The sequence below is a fragment of the Arcticibacter pallidicorallinus genome, assembly GCF_003002875.1.
GTDB lineage: Bacteria > Bacteroidota > Bacteroidia > Sphingobacteriales > Sphingobacteriaceae > Arcticibacter > Arcticibacter pallidicorallinus.
This window is the reverse complement of sequence record NZ_PVTH01000010.1, coordinates 1-15,920: the sequence shown is the minus strand read 5'-3', so window position 1 is coordinate 15,920 and position 15,920 is coordinate 1. Positions and strand designations below refer to the sequence as shown.

The window sequence follows — 15,920 nt, the reverse complement described above, 5'->3', positions numbered from 1 at the left end:
TACAATGCACTTAAGATTATCGGTTCTGCTGGTATTACTGTGTGTCAAGGTAAAGGGACAACAGGCAGATACTGCCAGTTTGCTGCATACGGTCGAAGTGAAGGCCTATTTTACGAAGCAACCCGTGCTAAGCCTGCCTGCATCTGTCAGCGTGCTTAGCGCTGGTATGCTCGCTGAGCAGCAACCGTTTTCGCTGGTTCCTGCAATGAATTCCGTTCCGGGAATGCGTATGGAAGAGCGCTCGCCGGGCAGTTACCGACTTTCAATTCGCGGCAGTTTATTGCGCTCCCCCTTTGGTATCAGAAACGTGAAGATGTATATGGACGATTTCCTGCTTACTGATGCAGGAGGAAATACATATCTGAATGCTATTGATGCAAGTGCTGCTTCTGAGATAGCAATTCTGAAGGGCCCGGAGGGCAGTGTCTATGGGGCGAATACAGGTGGCGTTGTCTTGATTAACACTGAAGCTGCAGGTTCGGAAACTGTCGAAGCTGCTATTAATGGTGGATCTTATGGCCTGTTATATCAGAACGCCTCCATTCAAAAGAAGTGGAACGATGTCAGCCTGAGTGTCTACCAAGCTTATCAACGTTCGGACGGATACCGGGAGAACAGCGCAATGAACAGAAAGTATATACAAGCACTACCACAATGGAGCTATTCTTCTAATGGCTCACTAAAGGCGCTGCTTGTATATTCGGATATGCACTATGAGACACCTGGAGGCTTAACTGCGGGGCAGATGGAAAGCAATCCAAGATCTGCGCGGCCCGCGGCAGGACCCAACCCCGGAGCCAGGGAACAGCAAGCAGGCATCTATAATAAGACCTTCCTGGGCGGTCTCATGCATGAAGTTACCTTCAAGCCATCCTTCAAACACGTACTCGCCATCACTGGCTCACTTACAGATTTCCGCAATCCCTTTATTACAAATTATGAGGTTAGAGAAGAAAGAACGGCAGGATTGCGGACGTATTTCCAATACACCGGAACCGCGGTACCTCTAACCTGGCAACTCGGCTATGAAGGACAACGCACTCTTTCTGATATTAGTAATTATGATAATAATGGCGGCATCCGGGGTAACACACAATCGGCCGATCAACTGAATGCAAATCAACAATTCGTCTTCTCTCGCCTAAGTATCCAGGCCAGTTCCAGGTTGCTTCTCGAGGCAGCCGCCAGTATCAACTTCAACGGTTATAAATACGGAGCAATAGATGCAGCCAGATCTGCTCTGAACGATAAAGCGTTTGACGCTCAGGTTATGCCTCGCATTGCGGCATCATACAAGTTGTCTGAGGAGCTTGCCGTCAGGGCCTCCACGAGTCGCGGTTTCTCATCGCCCACAATAGCAGAGGTTCGTGCCTCCGATCAGGTAATCAATACGGAACTTCAGCCCGAGTCTGGCTGGAACTACGAAGCAGGCTTGAGAATGTCACTTGCTAATAACCGCTTGTACTGGGATGCTGTGGTTTTCAGATATGATTTAAAAAACGCAATCGTGAGACGCGTTAACGAGGATGATGCGGAATACTTCGTTAATGCAGGAGGAACTAACCAGTCGGGACTGGAGTCTCAATTACTCTATTGGCTGGTTCCGCCGAGGAAGCAGGGGTTCCTGAGAAGTACGCAGCTGAGGAATAGCTATACCTATAGCGACTTTTCATTTGATAATTATCAGAGCGGTTCCGAAGATTACACCGGAAACCGGCTGACCGGAATTCCTAAGCATGTTCTGGTAAGCTCCGTTAACCTTGGTTTCGCTAAACAATACAGCTTGTTCCTGCAGCACAATTATACATCAGACATTACATTAAACGATGCCAGCTCTGTTTATGCGGAGAAGTATCATCTGCTACAGGCAAAGGCAAGCCGTAAATTTACAACAGCGGGAGGACTTGGCATATCCTTTTATATAGGCGCAGACAACTTACTTGATGAGACATACAGCCTGGGTAATGATCTGAACGCATTTGGCAACCGCTATTTCAACCCTGCTGCCCGACGAAATTTCTTTGCCGGATTGAGCGTAGAATTATAGTTCTATCCTTCTATCTTTGCAGCTGAATATCATGAAGCAGATAGAAGACTATATAGATCAGTATCCCGGTAGAACATTTCTTTTTTTAATCGCCCTGTCAATACCGGCTTTTCTCTTCAACCTCGGTCTGCTTCCTCTATTTGCAGATGAATCGACGCGGTCCAACGTAGCGTTGGAAATGATCGTTAGCGGCAACTATTCGGTTCCTACAATTGCCGGGGAGTATTATTACAATAAGCCACCACTTTATAACTGGATTCTGGCTGGTCTGTACCTGCTCACGGGAAGTTATTCTGAGTTCATTACGCGTCTCCCCGCGGCGGTGCCTATGTTTCTTTATGCACTGACTATCTACATAGCTGTTCGGACCTTCCTTACAGATAAGCGTATAGCCCTTATGAGCGCATTCTTTTTCCTGGTAAACGGGCGAATGTTGCTGTATGATTCCATGCTGGGGCATATTGACATCTTCTACTCATGGCTCACGTTCATTTCTTTCATGAGCATCTTCTATTTTTACCAAAAGAAGCAATGGTTCTTCCTGTTTTTAATATCCTATCTGATCACATCTGTCACCTTTCTAAGTAAGGGATTGCCGTCAGTAGTATTTCAGGGCTTTACTTTAATTGCATTCCTTGCTGTCACAAAGAACTTTAAGAAGCTTTTCAGTTGGCAGCACATCATTTCAGGTTCAATATGTCTGCTGATTATCGGCTTGTATTTTTATAATTACTCATTATATAACCCTGACCTGGGAGGCTATTTCTCCACTATCTGGGATCAGAGCAGTCAGCGTACAGCCGTTCGAACAGGGCTCTGGAGCAGTATCCAGCATCTGGTAACCTTTCCGTTTGAGCATGTCGCGCACATGTTGCCGACCAGTTTACTGGTGATATTTTGCTTCCATAAAAAGTTCTTAAAAGAGCTCCGTCACAATGAATTCTTGTTCTTTTGCGCCATTACGTTCCTCGCCAACATTTGGGTATACTGGTTATCGCCTGAAACCAGGCCACGGTATCTGCTGATGCTTTACCCTTTGCTGTTTATTATCTGGAGTCACGCATATTACAGCTATAGAGAAGAGTTTCCGAGGCTTAGCAGAATATTCAACACCATACTACTGGTGCTGGGTTTCCTGGTATCGCTCGCGATGCTAGCCCCGTTATTTCTGGACCTCGAGCAATACGTGGACTTCCTAGTATTAAAAGTGGGCATCGTATTCTTGGGCGCAGCTTTCTTCACATGGTTGATTTATAAATTTCAACGGCATAAACTTGTAGCGTTTCTGGGAGTACTTATCGCCGTGAGGCTGGCCTTTAGTTTCTTTGTTTTGCCGCATCGTGCCGCACATAATGAGAGCGGTTATTTCAAAGCCGCGTCCATAGAAATGGCCAGGATCAGTAAAGGAGAAAGTATATACTTCTACCATTTTAATCCCCCGGTTCTGGAGATTCCTTTTTACCACCGCCTCATTTTCTATATCGAAAGAGAACGTATGGAAATTATGCAGACTACGAAGGATGACACGAAGCCCGGCTATTATCTTACCTTTGACAGGGATTTGAGCAATCCGCAGGCGGTTTTGGTTAAATCCTATAACAACAATCTCAAACTATTTAAAGTTAAATGAAAGACCTTTCCGTAGTTATCACAGTCCTCAACGAGAGAGAAAATATACAGCCTCTGCTGGAGGCCATACGCAAAGCATTAGGGACCCTTAATTACGAAGTGGTTTTTGTCGATGACGGATCCTCTGACGGGACGCAGAAAGAGATAAGGAAATATGCTGATGAGCGCATTACCCTCATCGAACTGAGAAGGAACTATGGACAAAGTACCGCCATGACAGCCGGTATCGAGCACTCCAAAGGACGATATGTTGCACTACTTGATGGAGACCTGCAGAATGACCCAAGTGATATCCCGATGATGCTGGAGAAGCTGATTGACGAAGACTGGGACGTTGTAGCGGGCAATCGCAAGAACCGACAGGATGGCGTCTTCTTAAGGAAAGTACCCTCTAAAATTGCCAACAATATTATCCGTCGTATGACCGGTGTATATATAAAAGATTACGGCTGCACCCTAAAAGTGTTTAAGCGCGAAATAGCAGAAGATCTCGGCATCTATGGAGAACTTCATCGCTTTATCCCAGTCCTGGCTAAGCTGCAGGGCGCTAATATAACGCAGGTGGATGTGAAGCATCATGCGCGTATTCATGGTCAGTCCAAGTACGGACTCAACCGTACCTTCAAAGTAATGGCCGATTTAATGACCATGGTATTCTTCAGAAAGTATATCCAAAACCCCATGCACCTGTTCGGAACCATCGGCTTTATTTCATTCGGTTTGGGTTTACTCATTAACTTTTATCTTCTCATCCTGAAGGTGCTGGGTAATGACATTGGAGGAAAACCATTGCTGATATTAGGACTTATCCTTTTGCTGGGAGGCATCCAATTAATCACCATTGGCATCATTGCCGAAATCAGCATCAGAAACTATTTCGAAGGTACAAACAGGAAAACATACCAGGTTAGGAGAATATTTAATGGACAAGAAGAAACTCTGGAATAAAGTTAAAATCCCCCTGAAGGTTATAGTAACGGGCCTGCTGATTTATTACGTCTTCCAGAAAATAGACTTTAATCAGGTCAAGCAACTGTTTCTTACCAGCAACATGTGGTTTATCCTGCTGGCTTTTTGCTCCTATTTTTTATCGCAAGTCGTTTCCTCCTGGAGGCTGCTCAGCTTTTTAAAGGCAATAGGTTTGGAATTCAACTTCTGGTATAACTTCCGGCTTTACCTGCTGGGGATGTTTTATAACGTTTTCCTCCCGGGAGGGATAGGAGGCGATGGATATAAAGTTTATCTGCTAAGGAAGAAATTTAAGCTGCCTACGAAGCGTCTGCTATTGGCGTTCTTTTTTGACCGCCTGAGTGGTCTTTGGGCAGTCGGCTTTATCTCTGTGGTACTGATCATCTTTATCCCCCAGATTGAGATACCTGCCACATGGCCGATAACGGCTCTATTACTCGGTACGTTAATTTACTTTCTGGTATTGCGGCGCTTCTTTACCGATTTTTCCAGACACTTCATCCGTAATCATATTAAAGCAGGGATGGTGCAGTCGCTTCAGATCCTGGCCGTTATATGTATTCTGCTGTCTCAGGACTTCGATGGCAAGTTCTCGCCCTACCTGTTCAGCTTTTTAATGTCGTCTATTGTTGCTTTGATCAATATTGGAGTGGCAGGCCTGGGAGTCAGAGACGTATTCATGGCTCATGCTTCCGACGTGTTTGATATCGATCAAACCCTTGCGGTATTCCTTACGTTTACGTTCTGGATGATCAATGTATTGGCATCCTTACCCGGACTCTGGTTTGTATACCGGTCCAAAGAATTTGAGCCTCTTCCTTCAGAAGAAGAGGTTGCCCATTTGAAAGAAGAGGAGCCTAACAATCCTTAGGCTTCTTCCGAATAAAATTCCTTAAACCACTTATAGAAGACATCCAAGCCCTCTTCCAAAGAAGTGGAAGGGTCATATCCCAGGTATTCCTGAGCCTTGGAAATCTCGGCGTATGTTTGAGAAACATCGCCCGGTTGTTCAGGGTGGCGGTCAATGATCGCTTTCTTGCCAACGGTATCTTCTATAGCCTCAATCAGGCTGCCTAAGGTAATCGTCCGGTGGTTGCCCAGGTTTATGATTTCAAAATCAGAGCGGGTGTAGTCCAGCGCTGCAACAATCCCCCGTACGGTATCGTCCACAAAAGTATAGTCCCGACTAGTCGAACCGTCACCAAAAACGGGGATAGGCTGGTCATTGGAGATCGCCTTAAAGAACTTGTGTATAGCCAGGTCCGGCCTTTGTCCAGGGCCATAAACCGTGAAGAAACGTAACGCAACGAACCTGATGCCATAAAGATGGCTATAAACATGACCAAGCATTTCGCCGGCTACTTTCGACGAGGCGTATGGGCTAATGGGGAGCAAAGGATCTTCTTCAATCCATGGCACATTTTCATTTATACCGTAGACACTACTTGATGACGCAAACAGAAACTGTTTGATCCCGTTTTCGCGGGCGTAGTCAAGAAGAATCCTGGTGCCATTTATATTCACGTCCAGGTACAAGCCAGGGTTCTCAATGCTCGGCCTGACGCCGGCTTTTGCTGCCAGATGGATTATGGCGTCGACATTTTGAGCTTTCTGCAGATCTTCAGGATTGCGAATATCCCCCTGTATTAAAGAAAAGTTTGGATTCTGGTCGAAGTCCTTAATATTCCATTCCTTCTGTGCAATCGGATAGAAATCGTCGAAGTTGTCAATACACGTTACCTTGTACTCCCCGCTTAATAATAATGTAGTTATCAGGTTACTACCAATAAAACCAGCCCCGCCAGTTACCAGAATGTGTTTCATATTTCGCTAAAGCGCAAAGCTACGTTTTTTCGACTTGCGGAACTAATGGAAACTATAATCCCTGTATGCACGTTTCAGATATAGCGGATCTTTTTCCCTAATTTCGTATTTTAAAGATATTGTACGATGAAGATTTTAATAACAGGTGTCAGCAGTGGAGTAGGGTTTGAGGCGGTGCTGGATATGATTCAGAACGGTGATCATGAAATTATTGCACTGGCACGCTCCGAAGATAAATTAAAGAGATTGTACGAGATAGCATTAGGCCTAAATCCGGACTGCAAACTTTACCCAGCCAAGTTTGACATTGTGCATGATGACTATACCTCCCTGGTCAATTTTGTTAAGCAGAAGGTAGGAACCCTGGACGTTCTCATTAATAATGCCGGACAGCTAATCCAAAAGCCTTTCGGAGAAATCTCACAGATAGACTTTGCTGCAATGTTGCAAAGCAATCTAATGGGGCATATTAAGATGATCCAGAATATGCTTCCGGTGCTGAACGACAATGCACATGTTGTTAATATAGGAAGTATGGCAGGCTTCACGGGTAGCGTTAAGTTTCCGGGGATGGCGGCATACGCGGCTAGCAAGGCTGCACTACATGCGTTAACGGAATGTTTGGCAGTAGAATATACAGAGCGTAATATCCACTTCAATTGTCTGGCATTGGGTTCTGCACAGACGGAAATGCTTGAAGAAGCGTTCCCTGGCTATCAGTCTCCGGTTATGGCTTTTGAGATGGGCAAATACATTGCCGACTTTGCTCTTAATGCACATAAGTTCTTCAACGGTAAGGTCCTTCCTGTTGCGGTTACTACACCTTAACGATTCAATTACCAGGTTATGAAATACGGCCGTTTCCTTTTGATATGTATGATCTTTTTAGCCGCTTGTACAAGAGATGAGAAACGGTCGTCATCTGACACCGCTGATACACTCATTACCGATTCCTTGCAGCAGGAGGGAAAGTTAGATTCGCTCCCCTGGAATACCACCTATAATGAAACTACACAACGTTTGCAGCTGGACCATACAGCAGGAAGTATGGCAGGGGTGGGACATGAAGAGATCATTCGCGTGTTAAACCAAAAGTATCCGGGGATCAAAATGAAATACCTGCGCATGCAGGGTGATACAATTGTCACTCGAATTGACGACGCCATGCAACTCACCCAAAGTATCGGCACATCCGGTGCGGAGTCTTATCTGGCAGAAGCGACTTTTTCCTTAACGGAGATCCCTGCGGTTAAAGCAGTAAAGATTGAGTTTGAGGAAGGGGATCATGCCATGCCGGGTACTTTCACCAGGGCTAGTTTCAAAGACTTTAACTAGGAGCACTCTGCCGCCGTTTCCCAAAAGTTTAGTCCTTGATGAAACCATCGGGCGTATCTTTCGTCTATATAGGAAACACGCCAGATATGAAATATTTACTAACGCTAATTATGCCACTGATGCTGTTCGTAACAGCATGTGAGAAAACCGAATACGTTGTCCCCAACAGAACAGTGATAGTGGACCTGGAAGCTCGTGATTGGGAGCCGTTTGACAATGGAAGAACATATGAGGCCTCAATCGATTTGCCTGAATATGATAGTTACACCAACCAACAGGGAGCTATTTTAATCTACATTTCCTTTGATGGCGGACGCAATTATGAACAAATTCCAGAGGTCTACGAAGGAATATCGTATGGTTATGTAGTAACAGCGGGAAGTCTTCTGCTTGAAATCAAGCGTTTAGATGGAGGAGTGATAACTAACTTGCCAGCCTCTATGCGCATAAAGATTGTGCTTATCGATTCTTCCGAATACTAACATAATGTCCTATGAACAGAAAAGGGGCCGCAGATTAATTATCCGCGGCCCCTTTTTTAATATCTCAAGAAGAGTGCTTACTTTTCCATTTGATCGATAACAGCATGGCTGATACCTGTGTTGGAGAAGCCTCCGTCATGGAATAAGTTTTGCATAGTTACCATCTTCGTTAGGTCGGAGAACAAGGTAACGGTGTAGTCTGCACATTGGTCTGCTGATGCATTACCAAGAGGTGATTGTTTTTCAGCAAAAAGAATAAATCCTTCAAAGCCCTTAACGCCTGAGCCTGCAGTAGTGCGGGTTGGCGACTGAGAAATCGTATTTACCCTCACGTGCTTTTTAACAGCGTACTGGTAACCAAAGTTACGTGCAATACTCTCCAAAATTGCTTTAGCATCCGCCATATCATTGTAATCAGGGAATACACGTTGAGCAGCGATGTAAGAAAGAGCTACAACAGATCCCCATTCATTGATGGCATCCAGTTTCATAGCTGTTTGCAACACTCTGTGGAAGCTGATTGCAGAGATATCCATGCTCTTGTGCATGAATTCGTAGTTCGTATCAGTATAGTGATTCCCCTTGCGCAGGTTCATACTCATGCCTACTGAATGCAGAACGAAGTCGACACCCCCTCCGAAATGTTCCATAGACTTAGTGAACAGGTTCTCGATGTCTTCGAGGCTGGTAACGTCAGCAGGAATAACAGGAGCATTACACAGTTCGGCCAGTTTATTGATCTCACCCATACGCATCGCGATTGGAGCGTTTGTAAGCACTATTTCAGCGCCTTCTTCAACGCAGCGTAAGGCTGTTTTCCAAGCGATTGACTTTTCATCAAGAGCTCCGAAGATTATACCCTTTTTGCCTTTTAGTAAATTATAAGCCATTATTAACCAATTTGGCGTCTAAAATAAGGATTCTTATCAGTTAAAACGAAATCAATTACGATCAATTTATAAATCAGTTTATTACGATTTCGCAGCTTCAATCAGCTCCCTTGCATGCTGTAAGGCAAATTCACCGGGATTCTCGCCACTGAGCATCTTTGCAATCTCCACAACGCGTTCATCACTGCTAAGCAAAGTGATATCCGTATGGGTGATATCGTCCCTTTCATCCTTGAAAACGAAATAATGAGCATCTCCCTTGCTGGCGATCTGCGGAAGGTGAGTAATCGCTATCACTTGCATGCCTTCCGACAATTTCTCCATGATACCCCCCACCTTTAACGCTACTTCACCAGAAATTCCGGTGTCTATCTCATCAAATATAATGGTAGGCAGGGCAATGTGGTTAGACATGAGCGACTTGATGCTTAGCATCAGTCTGGAAAGCTCTCCGCCGGAAGCGACCTTGTTCATCGGCGCCGGGTCTTGTCCCTTATTAGCCGAAAACAAAAACTGAATCCTGTTTCTGCCCCTTGGCCCTAAGGCGTCTTCGTCGAGCAGTTCATTTACGATTTTAAGCACCGCATTAGGCATCCCGACCTCCGTCAGCATCTCTCTGACACGCCTCTCAATGGTTGGTATGATTTCGTTCCGGCTGGCCGATAGCGTGTCAGACAAAATAACCAGTTCATCTTTCAGCGCGGCACTTTCTTTTTTTAGTTTTTCAATCTCCTCGTCAGTAGTGGATGCTGAGTCAAGCTTTTCCGCAATGCCTTCACGGATTTTTATTAAGTCCTGAATGGATGTAACCCGATGCTTCTTTTGAAGGTTGTATATAGTGCTAAGGCGTTCATTAACAACGTCTGCCCGCGACTCGTCTATTAACGTGCTGCTCTCGAGTATTTCCACTTCTGCCGCAATATCGCGGATTTCTATCAACGCGCTATTGAGCCTTTCGCTCAATTCATGCACTTCCGGAAGGTACTTCTCTGCATGCTGAAGTTGCAAAAGCGCTTCTTTTAGCAGTATAACGGTTGATTGCTCGTCTTCGGTAAGGGCACTCCCGACCGTTAAAAGACTTTTTTTAATTTCCTCCGCATGTGTAAGCGCATTCAGCTCCTGCTCAAGAGCCTCCTGCTCAAACTCGTCGTGCAGCGATGCCTCATCCAGTTCGTTGTACTGAAATTGATAGTAGTCTGCGTCTGCCTTTGCCTGATGGGAGCGTTCTTCCAGTATTTTCAATTTCTGGGTTATCGACTTATACTGACGGTAGTTCTCCTGATAATTTTTAAGCAGAAGATCGTTTGCAGCGATAGAATCTACCACGAGCAGTTGGAAACTCTCGTTATTTATCTCCAACGTAGCATGCTGGGAGTGAATGTCGATAAGAAGCTCACCCAGCTCTCGCAATACCGTTAGGTTAACGGGTGTGTCGTTAATAAATGCCCGTGATTTGCCATCTGCGGAAATTTCCCTGCGCAGGACCGTCGATGATTCATAGTCCAGATCTTTATCCTCGAAAAAGGCAGCGATTTGGTAGGCGCCTATTTCAAAGTGACCCTCTATGACGCATTTTTTCTGCTGATTGAAGAAATATCTTCCTTCAATACGCTGACCCAGGATTAGTGATAGCGCTCCCAGAATGATGGATTTCCCAGCGCCTGTCTCACCGGTGATAATGTTTAATTTCCCTGAAAATGCAATATCGAGGTCTTCAATAAGTGCATAATTGCGTATTATTAAGCGACTTAGCATAATGGTATATGAACTGAGCTTTTGTTTTAAAGGTACATCAAATATACAATAGCACTATTGATTACTCTTTAACAAATCATATTTGCGGATGTTCACCGGATCGACAGAACTTAATATGGAATATGCGCGGAGTCTGTCCTGTTCGGGCGCAGGTCTCAGAACATGCACGATCTCATCTGACTTCGCCGTAAACACAATCTGACTTAACATATTTCCCTGGCGGGCCCTGTCCGTTTTTTGCAGGCCGGGAAGAATAGAAACTAAAGTCTTCCTCGCTCGCTCTGATTTAGACTCCAGAATATCCAGGCAATCGCGATGATATTCGTAGATAAAATTTCGGAGATCGTTATACTGTTGGTTGTTCAGATTTTCAGAAAGCCAATAGCGGTTTGTCTGGCTTTCGACTGCTCTCCATCCCACAAAAGGAACATTCTGCGCATTGTTAACAATTTGTCGGGCCTGTTCAAAATAGCGTGCGCCAGCATATCGCGAGAAGCTGTCTGCATCAAAGCCCACAATGATGTAGGCGTAATAGGCGAGAAGCGAAGCGATATTAGACTGGAACTGCTGCTCCGAGAAATCGAGAGCCTGCCCTTCAATATAGCTGAAATCAAAATGCTTGTCGCTGATGTTGATAAGTGGCGAGTTATACGTCGTTCCGAATACTGGCCGGCTTGATTGGATCTGAGCCTCTGCCTTGAAACTTGATGATCCGTCCCATTCACTGATGTTGATCAGAAAATTGCAATCAATTCTTTCCTGCGGACGAGAAGCAAGACCCGTCCATCTGCGGCCGTTCAGGAAGTCGCGTATCGCCGACTCCAATTGAATGAGCGCACGTTTGTTATTGTTCTGTACCCGTGGAGATATTACCTGCACTTGCGCATTCAAATCCTGTGCTTTTGCATTCAGGGCAAATACGAGCAGGAGAATGAGGGCAATGATTCTCATTACAGGTAGTCGGCTATTTTACTGCAAATATCCTTTGCTACCTCTTCCTTAGATTTAAGAGGAAACGTTTCTTTCCGGAGATGACGATCGATAATGGTAATCTTGTTAGTATCCCCCTGAAAACCGGCCCCCTCATCTTTTAATGAGTTCAGCACGATGAAATCAAGGTTCTTCTTGTTAAGCTTCGCGATGGCATGCTCTTCTTCATTATTGGTCTCCAGAGCGAAGCCAACCAGAATCTGATCATCCCTTTTCATTTCACCAAGTGAAGACAATATGTCTTTCGTTTTTACCAGCTCGATAACAAACTCAGAAGGACTCTTTTTGATCTTTTCTGGCGCTACCTGTTTGGGTCGATAATCGGCCACCGCAGCATTCATGATCATGATATCGTTTTCAGGGAACTCCTGGTGAACCGAATGGTACATTTCTTCTGCTGAACTTACGTCGATCCGCCTGATAGATGGCGCGCGCAGTACTTGAGAGGAGGGACCACTAATGAGGGTCACCTGCGCCCCTCTGCGAGCGAACTCCTCCGCAATTGCAAAACCCATCTTGCCGGATGAATGATTGCCTATAAACCTTACGGGATCAATTGATTCATATGTGGGACCTGCCGTTATCAATACCCGTTTCCCCTTCAGAGGAAGATCGGTGCCCAACGCTTGCTGAAGATAAGCGAGGATTTCCTCAGGTTCAGCCATTCGGCCTTCACCGACGAGTCCGCTGGCAAGTTCGCCATAGGCGGGTTTAATCTGCTTGTTTTTATAAGATTCCAGTAATGAAACGTTACGCTGTACCGCCGGATGAAGCCACATATCAAGATCCATTGCAGGCGCAAAGAAGACAGGGCATTTAGCAGAAAGATAAACCGCAGACAGCAGGTTATCACAATGGCCGTTAGCTAGTTTGGCGATAGTGTTAGCGGTTATAGGGGCAATGAGCATGAAGTCAGCCCAAAGAGCGAGTTCAACATGGTTGTTCCACTCACCCGAATCCGCCTTGAAATAAGTGCTGAAAACCGGGTTTTTTGATAGAGTAGAGAACGTAAGAGGGGTAACAAAATGCGTAGCATCCTGTGTCATGATTACTTTGACGTCTGCACCAGCTTTCACCAGTAAACGGGTTAAAATAGCAGATTTGTAACTGGCTATACTGCCGCAAACGCCTAGTAATATCTTTTTTCCTTCAAGCATATCACATCAAGTAATGAACCTGGATGACTAATATGCTATCCAGACTTCCGGAAGAACAAATTAACCCTGTTGTTCTTTAGAAGGGTTACGATAATAAACCTTATCGTGTAAAAACTCGTCTATCGCAATCAGCGTAGGCTTCGGCATACGCTCATAATGCTTGGATATTTCAATCTGCTCGCGGTTTTCAAATACCTCTTCCAGATTGTCATTTGAAGAAGCGAATTCAGAAAGCTTTCCCTGAAGTTCTTCTTTGATGTTGTTCGATATTTGGTTTGCTCTCTTAGCAATAACAACTAAAGACTCATATACATTATCTGTAGTTGTGTCCAACTGACGCAGATCTCTTGTTATTGTGCTTGAAGCAACTGTAGTTTTCGTATTACTCATCTTTACCTTATTTATTTTCCGCAGTGGATTTTTCTTCTTTTACTTCTTCTTTATCTTTCTCAGGTGCTGGTGGCTGAGACTGCGCCAACAACTTTTGCACCTGAACGATGCCCTGTTCAGCGCGTTTCCTGTAGTCTTGTACATTTTTCAGAAACTTGCTTTCAGGGAATTCTTCGCTGAAAGTATTCGCCATCTCTACAACCTGAGTGTAACGTTCTTCCTGACGGATTTCCAGACTGTTCGCTGCATAAAGGTATTGAGCCTCCACGCTTAACGCTTCCATCTCTTCGGCATATTTGGTATCAGGGTAGTCTCTCAAAGCATTTTCGAATGCGAAGATTGCCGATTTGTAGTCTCCTATATCCAAATACAGACGGGCATTTGCCATTGCCTTTTTCTCCAGCTTATCACGAAGATCCGCAATCAGGCTACTCGCCTCAACAACACGGTCGCTCTTTGGATAAAGGTTAATGAAAAGCTGCAGAGATTCGATTGCACGATACGTGTTCTCCTGATCGAGCGTAAAATTGGGTGAGTCCAGATAGTAGCAGTAAGCCGACATAAATCTGCACTCTTCCGCTCTCGCACTGTTTGGATAGGTATCTGCAAATACCTTAAACTGATAGCGTGCAGTAGTGTAATCTCTCAGTCTGTAATTCGTATAGGCGAAATAATAAGCAAGATCTTCCGCTTCACCCCGACCTTTATATTTTTGGTTTAACCCGTCAAACAGGAGCAACGCTTTGCTGTAATCTTTTTTATTATATAAACGAATGGCTTCCTGGTACTTTTTACCAGTATCGTTGCTAGCAACTAACTTTTCAAATTTGCTCTTACAGCTGGTCACAAGAGCAACAGCCAGCAATAAGCACCACGTTAATAAACGCTTGTTTTTAAACATCCTGCAAAGATACATTAAATCAAAATAATAGTCAATTCAATTAATTCGTTCGAAGTTAGGTTTTTTTACGGCCTGTGAGATGATTTTAACAAAACTTAACAACACGACTGATGATCGGGATTATGTAGCAAAAGCAGACCTGGTCAGATGTCTCAATCAAGTGGTGTATGGTGGAATTATAATGTGCCACGTGGAGCAATCTCATTGGGATGCTCTTGCTAGAACGCCGGCTGCTTAATTATTATAGGTATGTTTTTGAATATCTATAGCGATGCTCTTTAACAGGGGTGGTTTTGGTAGGGGATGCTGGTTGTTTTGAATAGCTTTTTATCGGGTGCTCCCGAAATCGACTGCAGGGATCTTTCTCTAGCCGGAGTATGCATTGGGGTATTGGTTAATACTATATAGGTAGTTGTTTCCGGACGTCTTCCTGAAATCATCTATATAAAGGTGTAATTTAATAGGACTGTTTGTCGTGCGGCTTGAAACACAACTTGTCTTTGATGTCATTCGCGCCCGGGTCACTAGTTATAGGATACACCAGCATCGCGGAAGGTTGACAAAAAGATCGAATGCTGTGAAGATTTTAAGAAGGTCCTGATCTGGTGACATTCAAAGGTTGTATAGTTATAATAGGACGGGCGATGAAAGATGTATAGCCTCGACAGGACGATGCTACCATATTCCTGAATCAAAAAGAAGCAATAAGCTTCATTGGTGCGTCGAAGATGATAGCTGGAACAGATGAGTGAATCGACCTGAAATCATTTTTCAAAATCAGAGAAACTATGCGATCGATTATGGAATGTAAGAGGAGACAAGTTTGGTAAGCCTCGCTTCTTGCCCGGGTTTCCTTTGTAGCATCATTCTTGAGTCAAGGCCCTGTCAGCTCCGAACCAAAGTCGTACCAGCGTCGTACCAGCTTCGATAAAATGCGAAGAAAAGCCGAAGTTGGTAGGGAGTTTAAGGGAGGTTGATTCGACTTTGTGCAAGGCTTTCCAAACAGCCTTACCTGCTTCGCCCCAGACAGGCATCTATATGAAGCTCTTCCTTATTGAAAGGATATTATTGGATAGACAAGATGAATGATCCAATTCGTTTACACCTTTTACTAATATTGAAAGCGGTATAGACATTCGCCTGTAGCATACAGGCGACATTATACCTCATTATGCAATTTATATCATCCCGCACACCTGGTATATCCTGAACCTTCCGGGGCCAGGCTCAGATTTTGGTTTTCCTCTTGGCCCGGAGCCTGCTCCCTGCCTATGCTCCCTGCATATATGTCCGATCCGGATCCTCAAACCCTATCCACTCACTCTTTTGACCCCCTTTACAAACACCCCCTAAAAATTGTTTGATCAAATTTCACTTTATAATCTTCTGATTTCAAAGCCGCTGTCCTCTCTGCTGCCCGGAAAAGCCCCTGTAGATAAAAATAAAAGCCTTAAAGACTTGCAGGGAATACAAAAAGTTCCCATCTTTGCAGTCCCAAAACGAACAAGGGAAAGCGAGGCGCAAGGCTAAGTGAGAGATTGAAAAGAGGAA

14 protein-coding genes are annotated in these 15,920 nt (G+C 44.6%); 7 read left to right on the top strand and 7 right to left on the bottom strand.

Translation table 11 applies throughout. From position 1 onward, the window contains the following. Positions 1-4 precede the first annotated feature (4 nt). Genes B0I27_RS14350 through B0I27_RS14335 form a run of 4 tightly spaced genes read left to right on the top strand, consistent with a single transcriptional unit; the run spans position 5 to position 5,516 of the window. Entirely contained in the window at positions 5-2,047 is a 2,043-nt protein-coding gene (locus B0I27_RS14350; RefSeq protein WP_106294573.1) for a TonB-dependent receptor, read from the top strand. Between the two features lie 31 nt (positions 2,048-2,078). Continuing rightward, complete coding sequence (locus B0I27_RS14345; protein WP_106294571.1) at positions 2,079-3,677, top strand: ArnT family glycosyltransferase; 1,599 nt, start codon at positions 2,079-2,081, stop codon at positions 3,675-3,677. Further along, complete coding sequence (locus B0I27_RS14340) at positions 3,674-4,624, top strand: glycosyltransferase family 2 protein (protein WP_106294569.1); 951 nt, start codon at positions 3,674-3,676, stop codon at positions 4,622-4,624. The genes B0I27_RS14345 and B0I27_RS14340 overlap by 4 nt, the downstream gene beginning before the upstream one ends. Continuing rightward, complete coding sequence (locus B0I27_RS14335) at positions 4,599-5,516, top strand: lysylphosphatidylglycerol synthase transmembrane domain-containing protein (protein WP_106294567.1); 918 nt, start codon at positions 4,599-4,601, stop codon at positions 5,514-5,516. The genes B0I27_RS14340 and B0I27_RS14335 overlap by 26 nt, the downstream gene beginning before the upstream one ends. On the opposite strand, the gene B0I27_RS14330 is transcribed toward B0I27_RS14335, so the two are convergent. Beyond that, positions 5,513-6,469 carry a GDP-mannose 4,6-dehydratase gene (locus B0I27_RS14330; RefSeq protein WP_106294565.1) on the bottom strand — a complete coding sequence of 319 codons (957 nt, stop codon included), beginning with the start codon at positions 6,467-6,469 and terminating at the stop codon, positions 5,513-5,515. The genes B0I27_RS14335 and B0I27_RS14330 overlap by 4 nt on opposite strands. Before the next feature lie 126 nt (positions 6,470-6,595). On the opposite strand from B0I27_RS14330, the gene B0I27_RS14325 reads away from it, so the two are divergent. The 3 genes from B0I27_RS14325 to B0I27_RS14315 all read left to right on the top strand — a co-directional run bounded on the left by B0I27_RS14325 (position 6,596) and on the right by B0I27_RS14315 (position 8,286). Further along, entirely contained in the window at positions 6,596-7,297 is a 702-nt protein-coding gene (locus B0I27_RS14325; RefSeq protein WP_106294563.1) for an SDR family oxidoreductase, read from the top strand. Positions 7,298-7,345: 48 nt separating this feature from the next. Continuing rightward, the gene (locus B0I27_RS14320) at positions 7,346-7,804 is read left to right on the top strand and encodes a hypothetical protein (RefSeq protein WP_106294561.1); all 459 of its coding nucleotides are present in this window, start codon (positions 7,346-7,348) and stop codon (positions 7,802-7,804) included. Between the two features lie 86 nt (positions 7,805-7,890). Next, on the top strand, positions 7,891-8,286 hold the full coding sequence (locus B0I27_RS14315; RefSeq protein WP_146133140.1) for a hypothetical protein: 396 nt from the start codon (positions 7,891-7,893) through the stop codon (positions 8,284-8,286). A 77-nt stretch (positions 8,287-8,363) separates the two neighbouring features. Here the strand turns inward: B0I27_RS14315 and B0I27_RS14310 are convergent, their stop codons facing one another. From B0I27_RS14310 to B0I27_RS14285, 6 genes are all read right to left on the bottom strand, one after another. Further along, the gene (locus B0I27_RS14310; RefSeq protein WP_106294557.1) at positions 8,364-9,176 is read right to left on the bottom strand and encodes an enoyl-ACP reductase FabI; all 813 of its coding nucleotides are present in this window, start codon (positions 9,174-9,176) and stop codon (positions 8,364-8,366) included. A gap of 81 nt (positions 9,177-9,257) precedes the next feature. Beyond that, the gene (gene recN / locus B0I27_RS14305; protein ID WP_106294555.1) at positions 9,258-10,931 is read right to left on the bottom strand and encodes a DNA repair protein RecN; all 1,674 of its coding nucleotides are present in this window, start codon (positions 10,929-10,931) and stop codon (positions 9,258-9,260) included. Positions 10,932-10,985: 54 nt separating this feature from the next. Next, complete coding sequence (gene porD, locus B0I27_RS14300; RefSeq protein WP_106294553.1) at positions 10,986-11,882, bottom strand: type IX secretion system protein PorD; 897 nt, start codon at positions 11,880-11,882, stop codon at positions 10,986-10,988. Next, the gene (gene coaBC, locus B0I27_RS14295) at positions 11,882-13,078 is read right to left on the bottom strand and encodes a bifunctional phosphopantothenoylcysteine decarboxylase/phosphopantothenate--cysteine ligase CoaBC (protein WP_106294551.1); all 1,197 of its coding nucleotides are present in this window, start codon (positions 13,076-13,078) and stop codon (positions 11,882-11,884) included. The genes porD and coaBC overlap by 1 nt, the downstream gene beginning before the upstream one ends. A gap of 60 nt (positions 13,079-13,138) precedes the next feature. Next, on the bottom strand, positions 13,139-13,468 hold the full coding sequence (locus B0I27_RS14290) for a DNA-directed RNA polymerase subunit omega (protein WP_106294549.1): 330 nt from the start codon (positions 13,466-13,468) through the stop codon (positions 13,139-13,141). A 7-nt stretch (positions 13,469-13,475) separates the two neighbouring features. Continuing rightward, positions 13,476-14,369 carry an outer membrane protein assembly factor BamD gene (locus B0I27_RS14285; RefSeq protein WP_106294547.1) on the bottom strand — a complete coding sequence of 298 codons (894 nt, stop codon included), beginning with the start codon at positions 14,367-14,369 and terminating at the stop codon, positions 13,476-13,478. Between the last annotated feature and the right edge of the window lie 1,551 nt (positions 14,370-15,920).

Coding starts and splice junctions, on each gene's coding strand:
- B0I27_RS14350 (WP_106294573.1), top strand. CDS start 5: ATGCACTTAAGATTATCGGTTCTGCTGGTATTACTGTGTGTCAAGGTA.
- B0I27_RS14345 (WP_106294571.1), top strand. CDS start 2,079: ATGAAGCAGATAGAAGACTATATAGATCAGTATCCCGGTAGAACATTT.
- B0I27_RS14340 (WP_106294569.1), top strand. CDS start 3,674: ATGAAAGACCTTTCCGTAGTTATCACAGTCCTCAACGAGAGAGAAAAT.
- B0I27_RS14335 (WP_106294567.1), top strand. CDS start 4,599: ATGGACAAGAAGAAACTCTGGAATAAAGTTAAAATCCCCCTGAAGGTT.
- B0I27_RS14330 (WP_106294565.1), bottom strand. CDS start 6,469: ATGAAACACATTCTGGTAACTGGCGGGGCTGGTTTTATTGGTAGTAAC.
- B0I27_RS14325 (WP_106294563.1), top strand. CDS start 6,596: ATGAAGATTTTAATAACAGGTGTCAGCAGTGGAGTAGGGTTTGAGGCG.
- B0I27_RS14320 (WP_106294561.1), top strand. CDS start 7,346: ATGATCTTTTTAGCCGCTTGTACAAGAGATGAGAAACGGTCGTCATCT.
- B0I27_RS14315 (WP_146133140.1), top strand. CDS start 7,891: ATGAAATATTTACTAACGCTAATTATGCCACTGATGCTGTTCGTAACA.
- B0I27_RS14310 (WP_106294557.1), bottom strand. CDS start 9,176: ATGGCTTATAATTTACTAAAAGGCAAAAAGGGTATAATCTTCGGAGCT.
- recN (WP_106294555.1), bottom strand. CDS start 10,931: ATGCTAAGTCGCTTAATAATACGCAATTATGCACTTATTGAAGACCTC.
- porD (WP_106294553.1), bottom strand. CDS start 11,882: ATGAGAATCATTGCCCTCATTCTCCTGCTCGTATTTGCCCTGAATGCA.
- coaBC (WP_106294551.1), bottom strand. CDS start 13,078: ATGCTTGAAGGAAAAAAGATATTACTAGGCGTTTGCGGCAGTATAGCC.
- B0I27_RS14290 (WP_106294549.1), bottom strand. CDS start 13,468: ATGAGTAATACGAAAACTACAGTTGCTTCAAGCACAATAACAAGAGAT.
- B0I27_RS14285 (WP_106294547.1), bottom strand. CDS start 14,369: ATGTTTAAAAACAAGCGTTTATTAACGTGGTGCTTATTGCTGGCTGTT.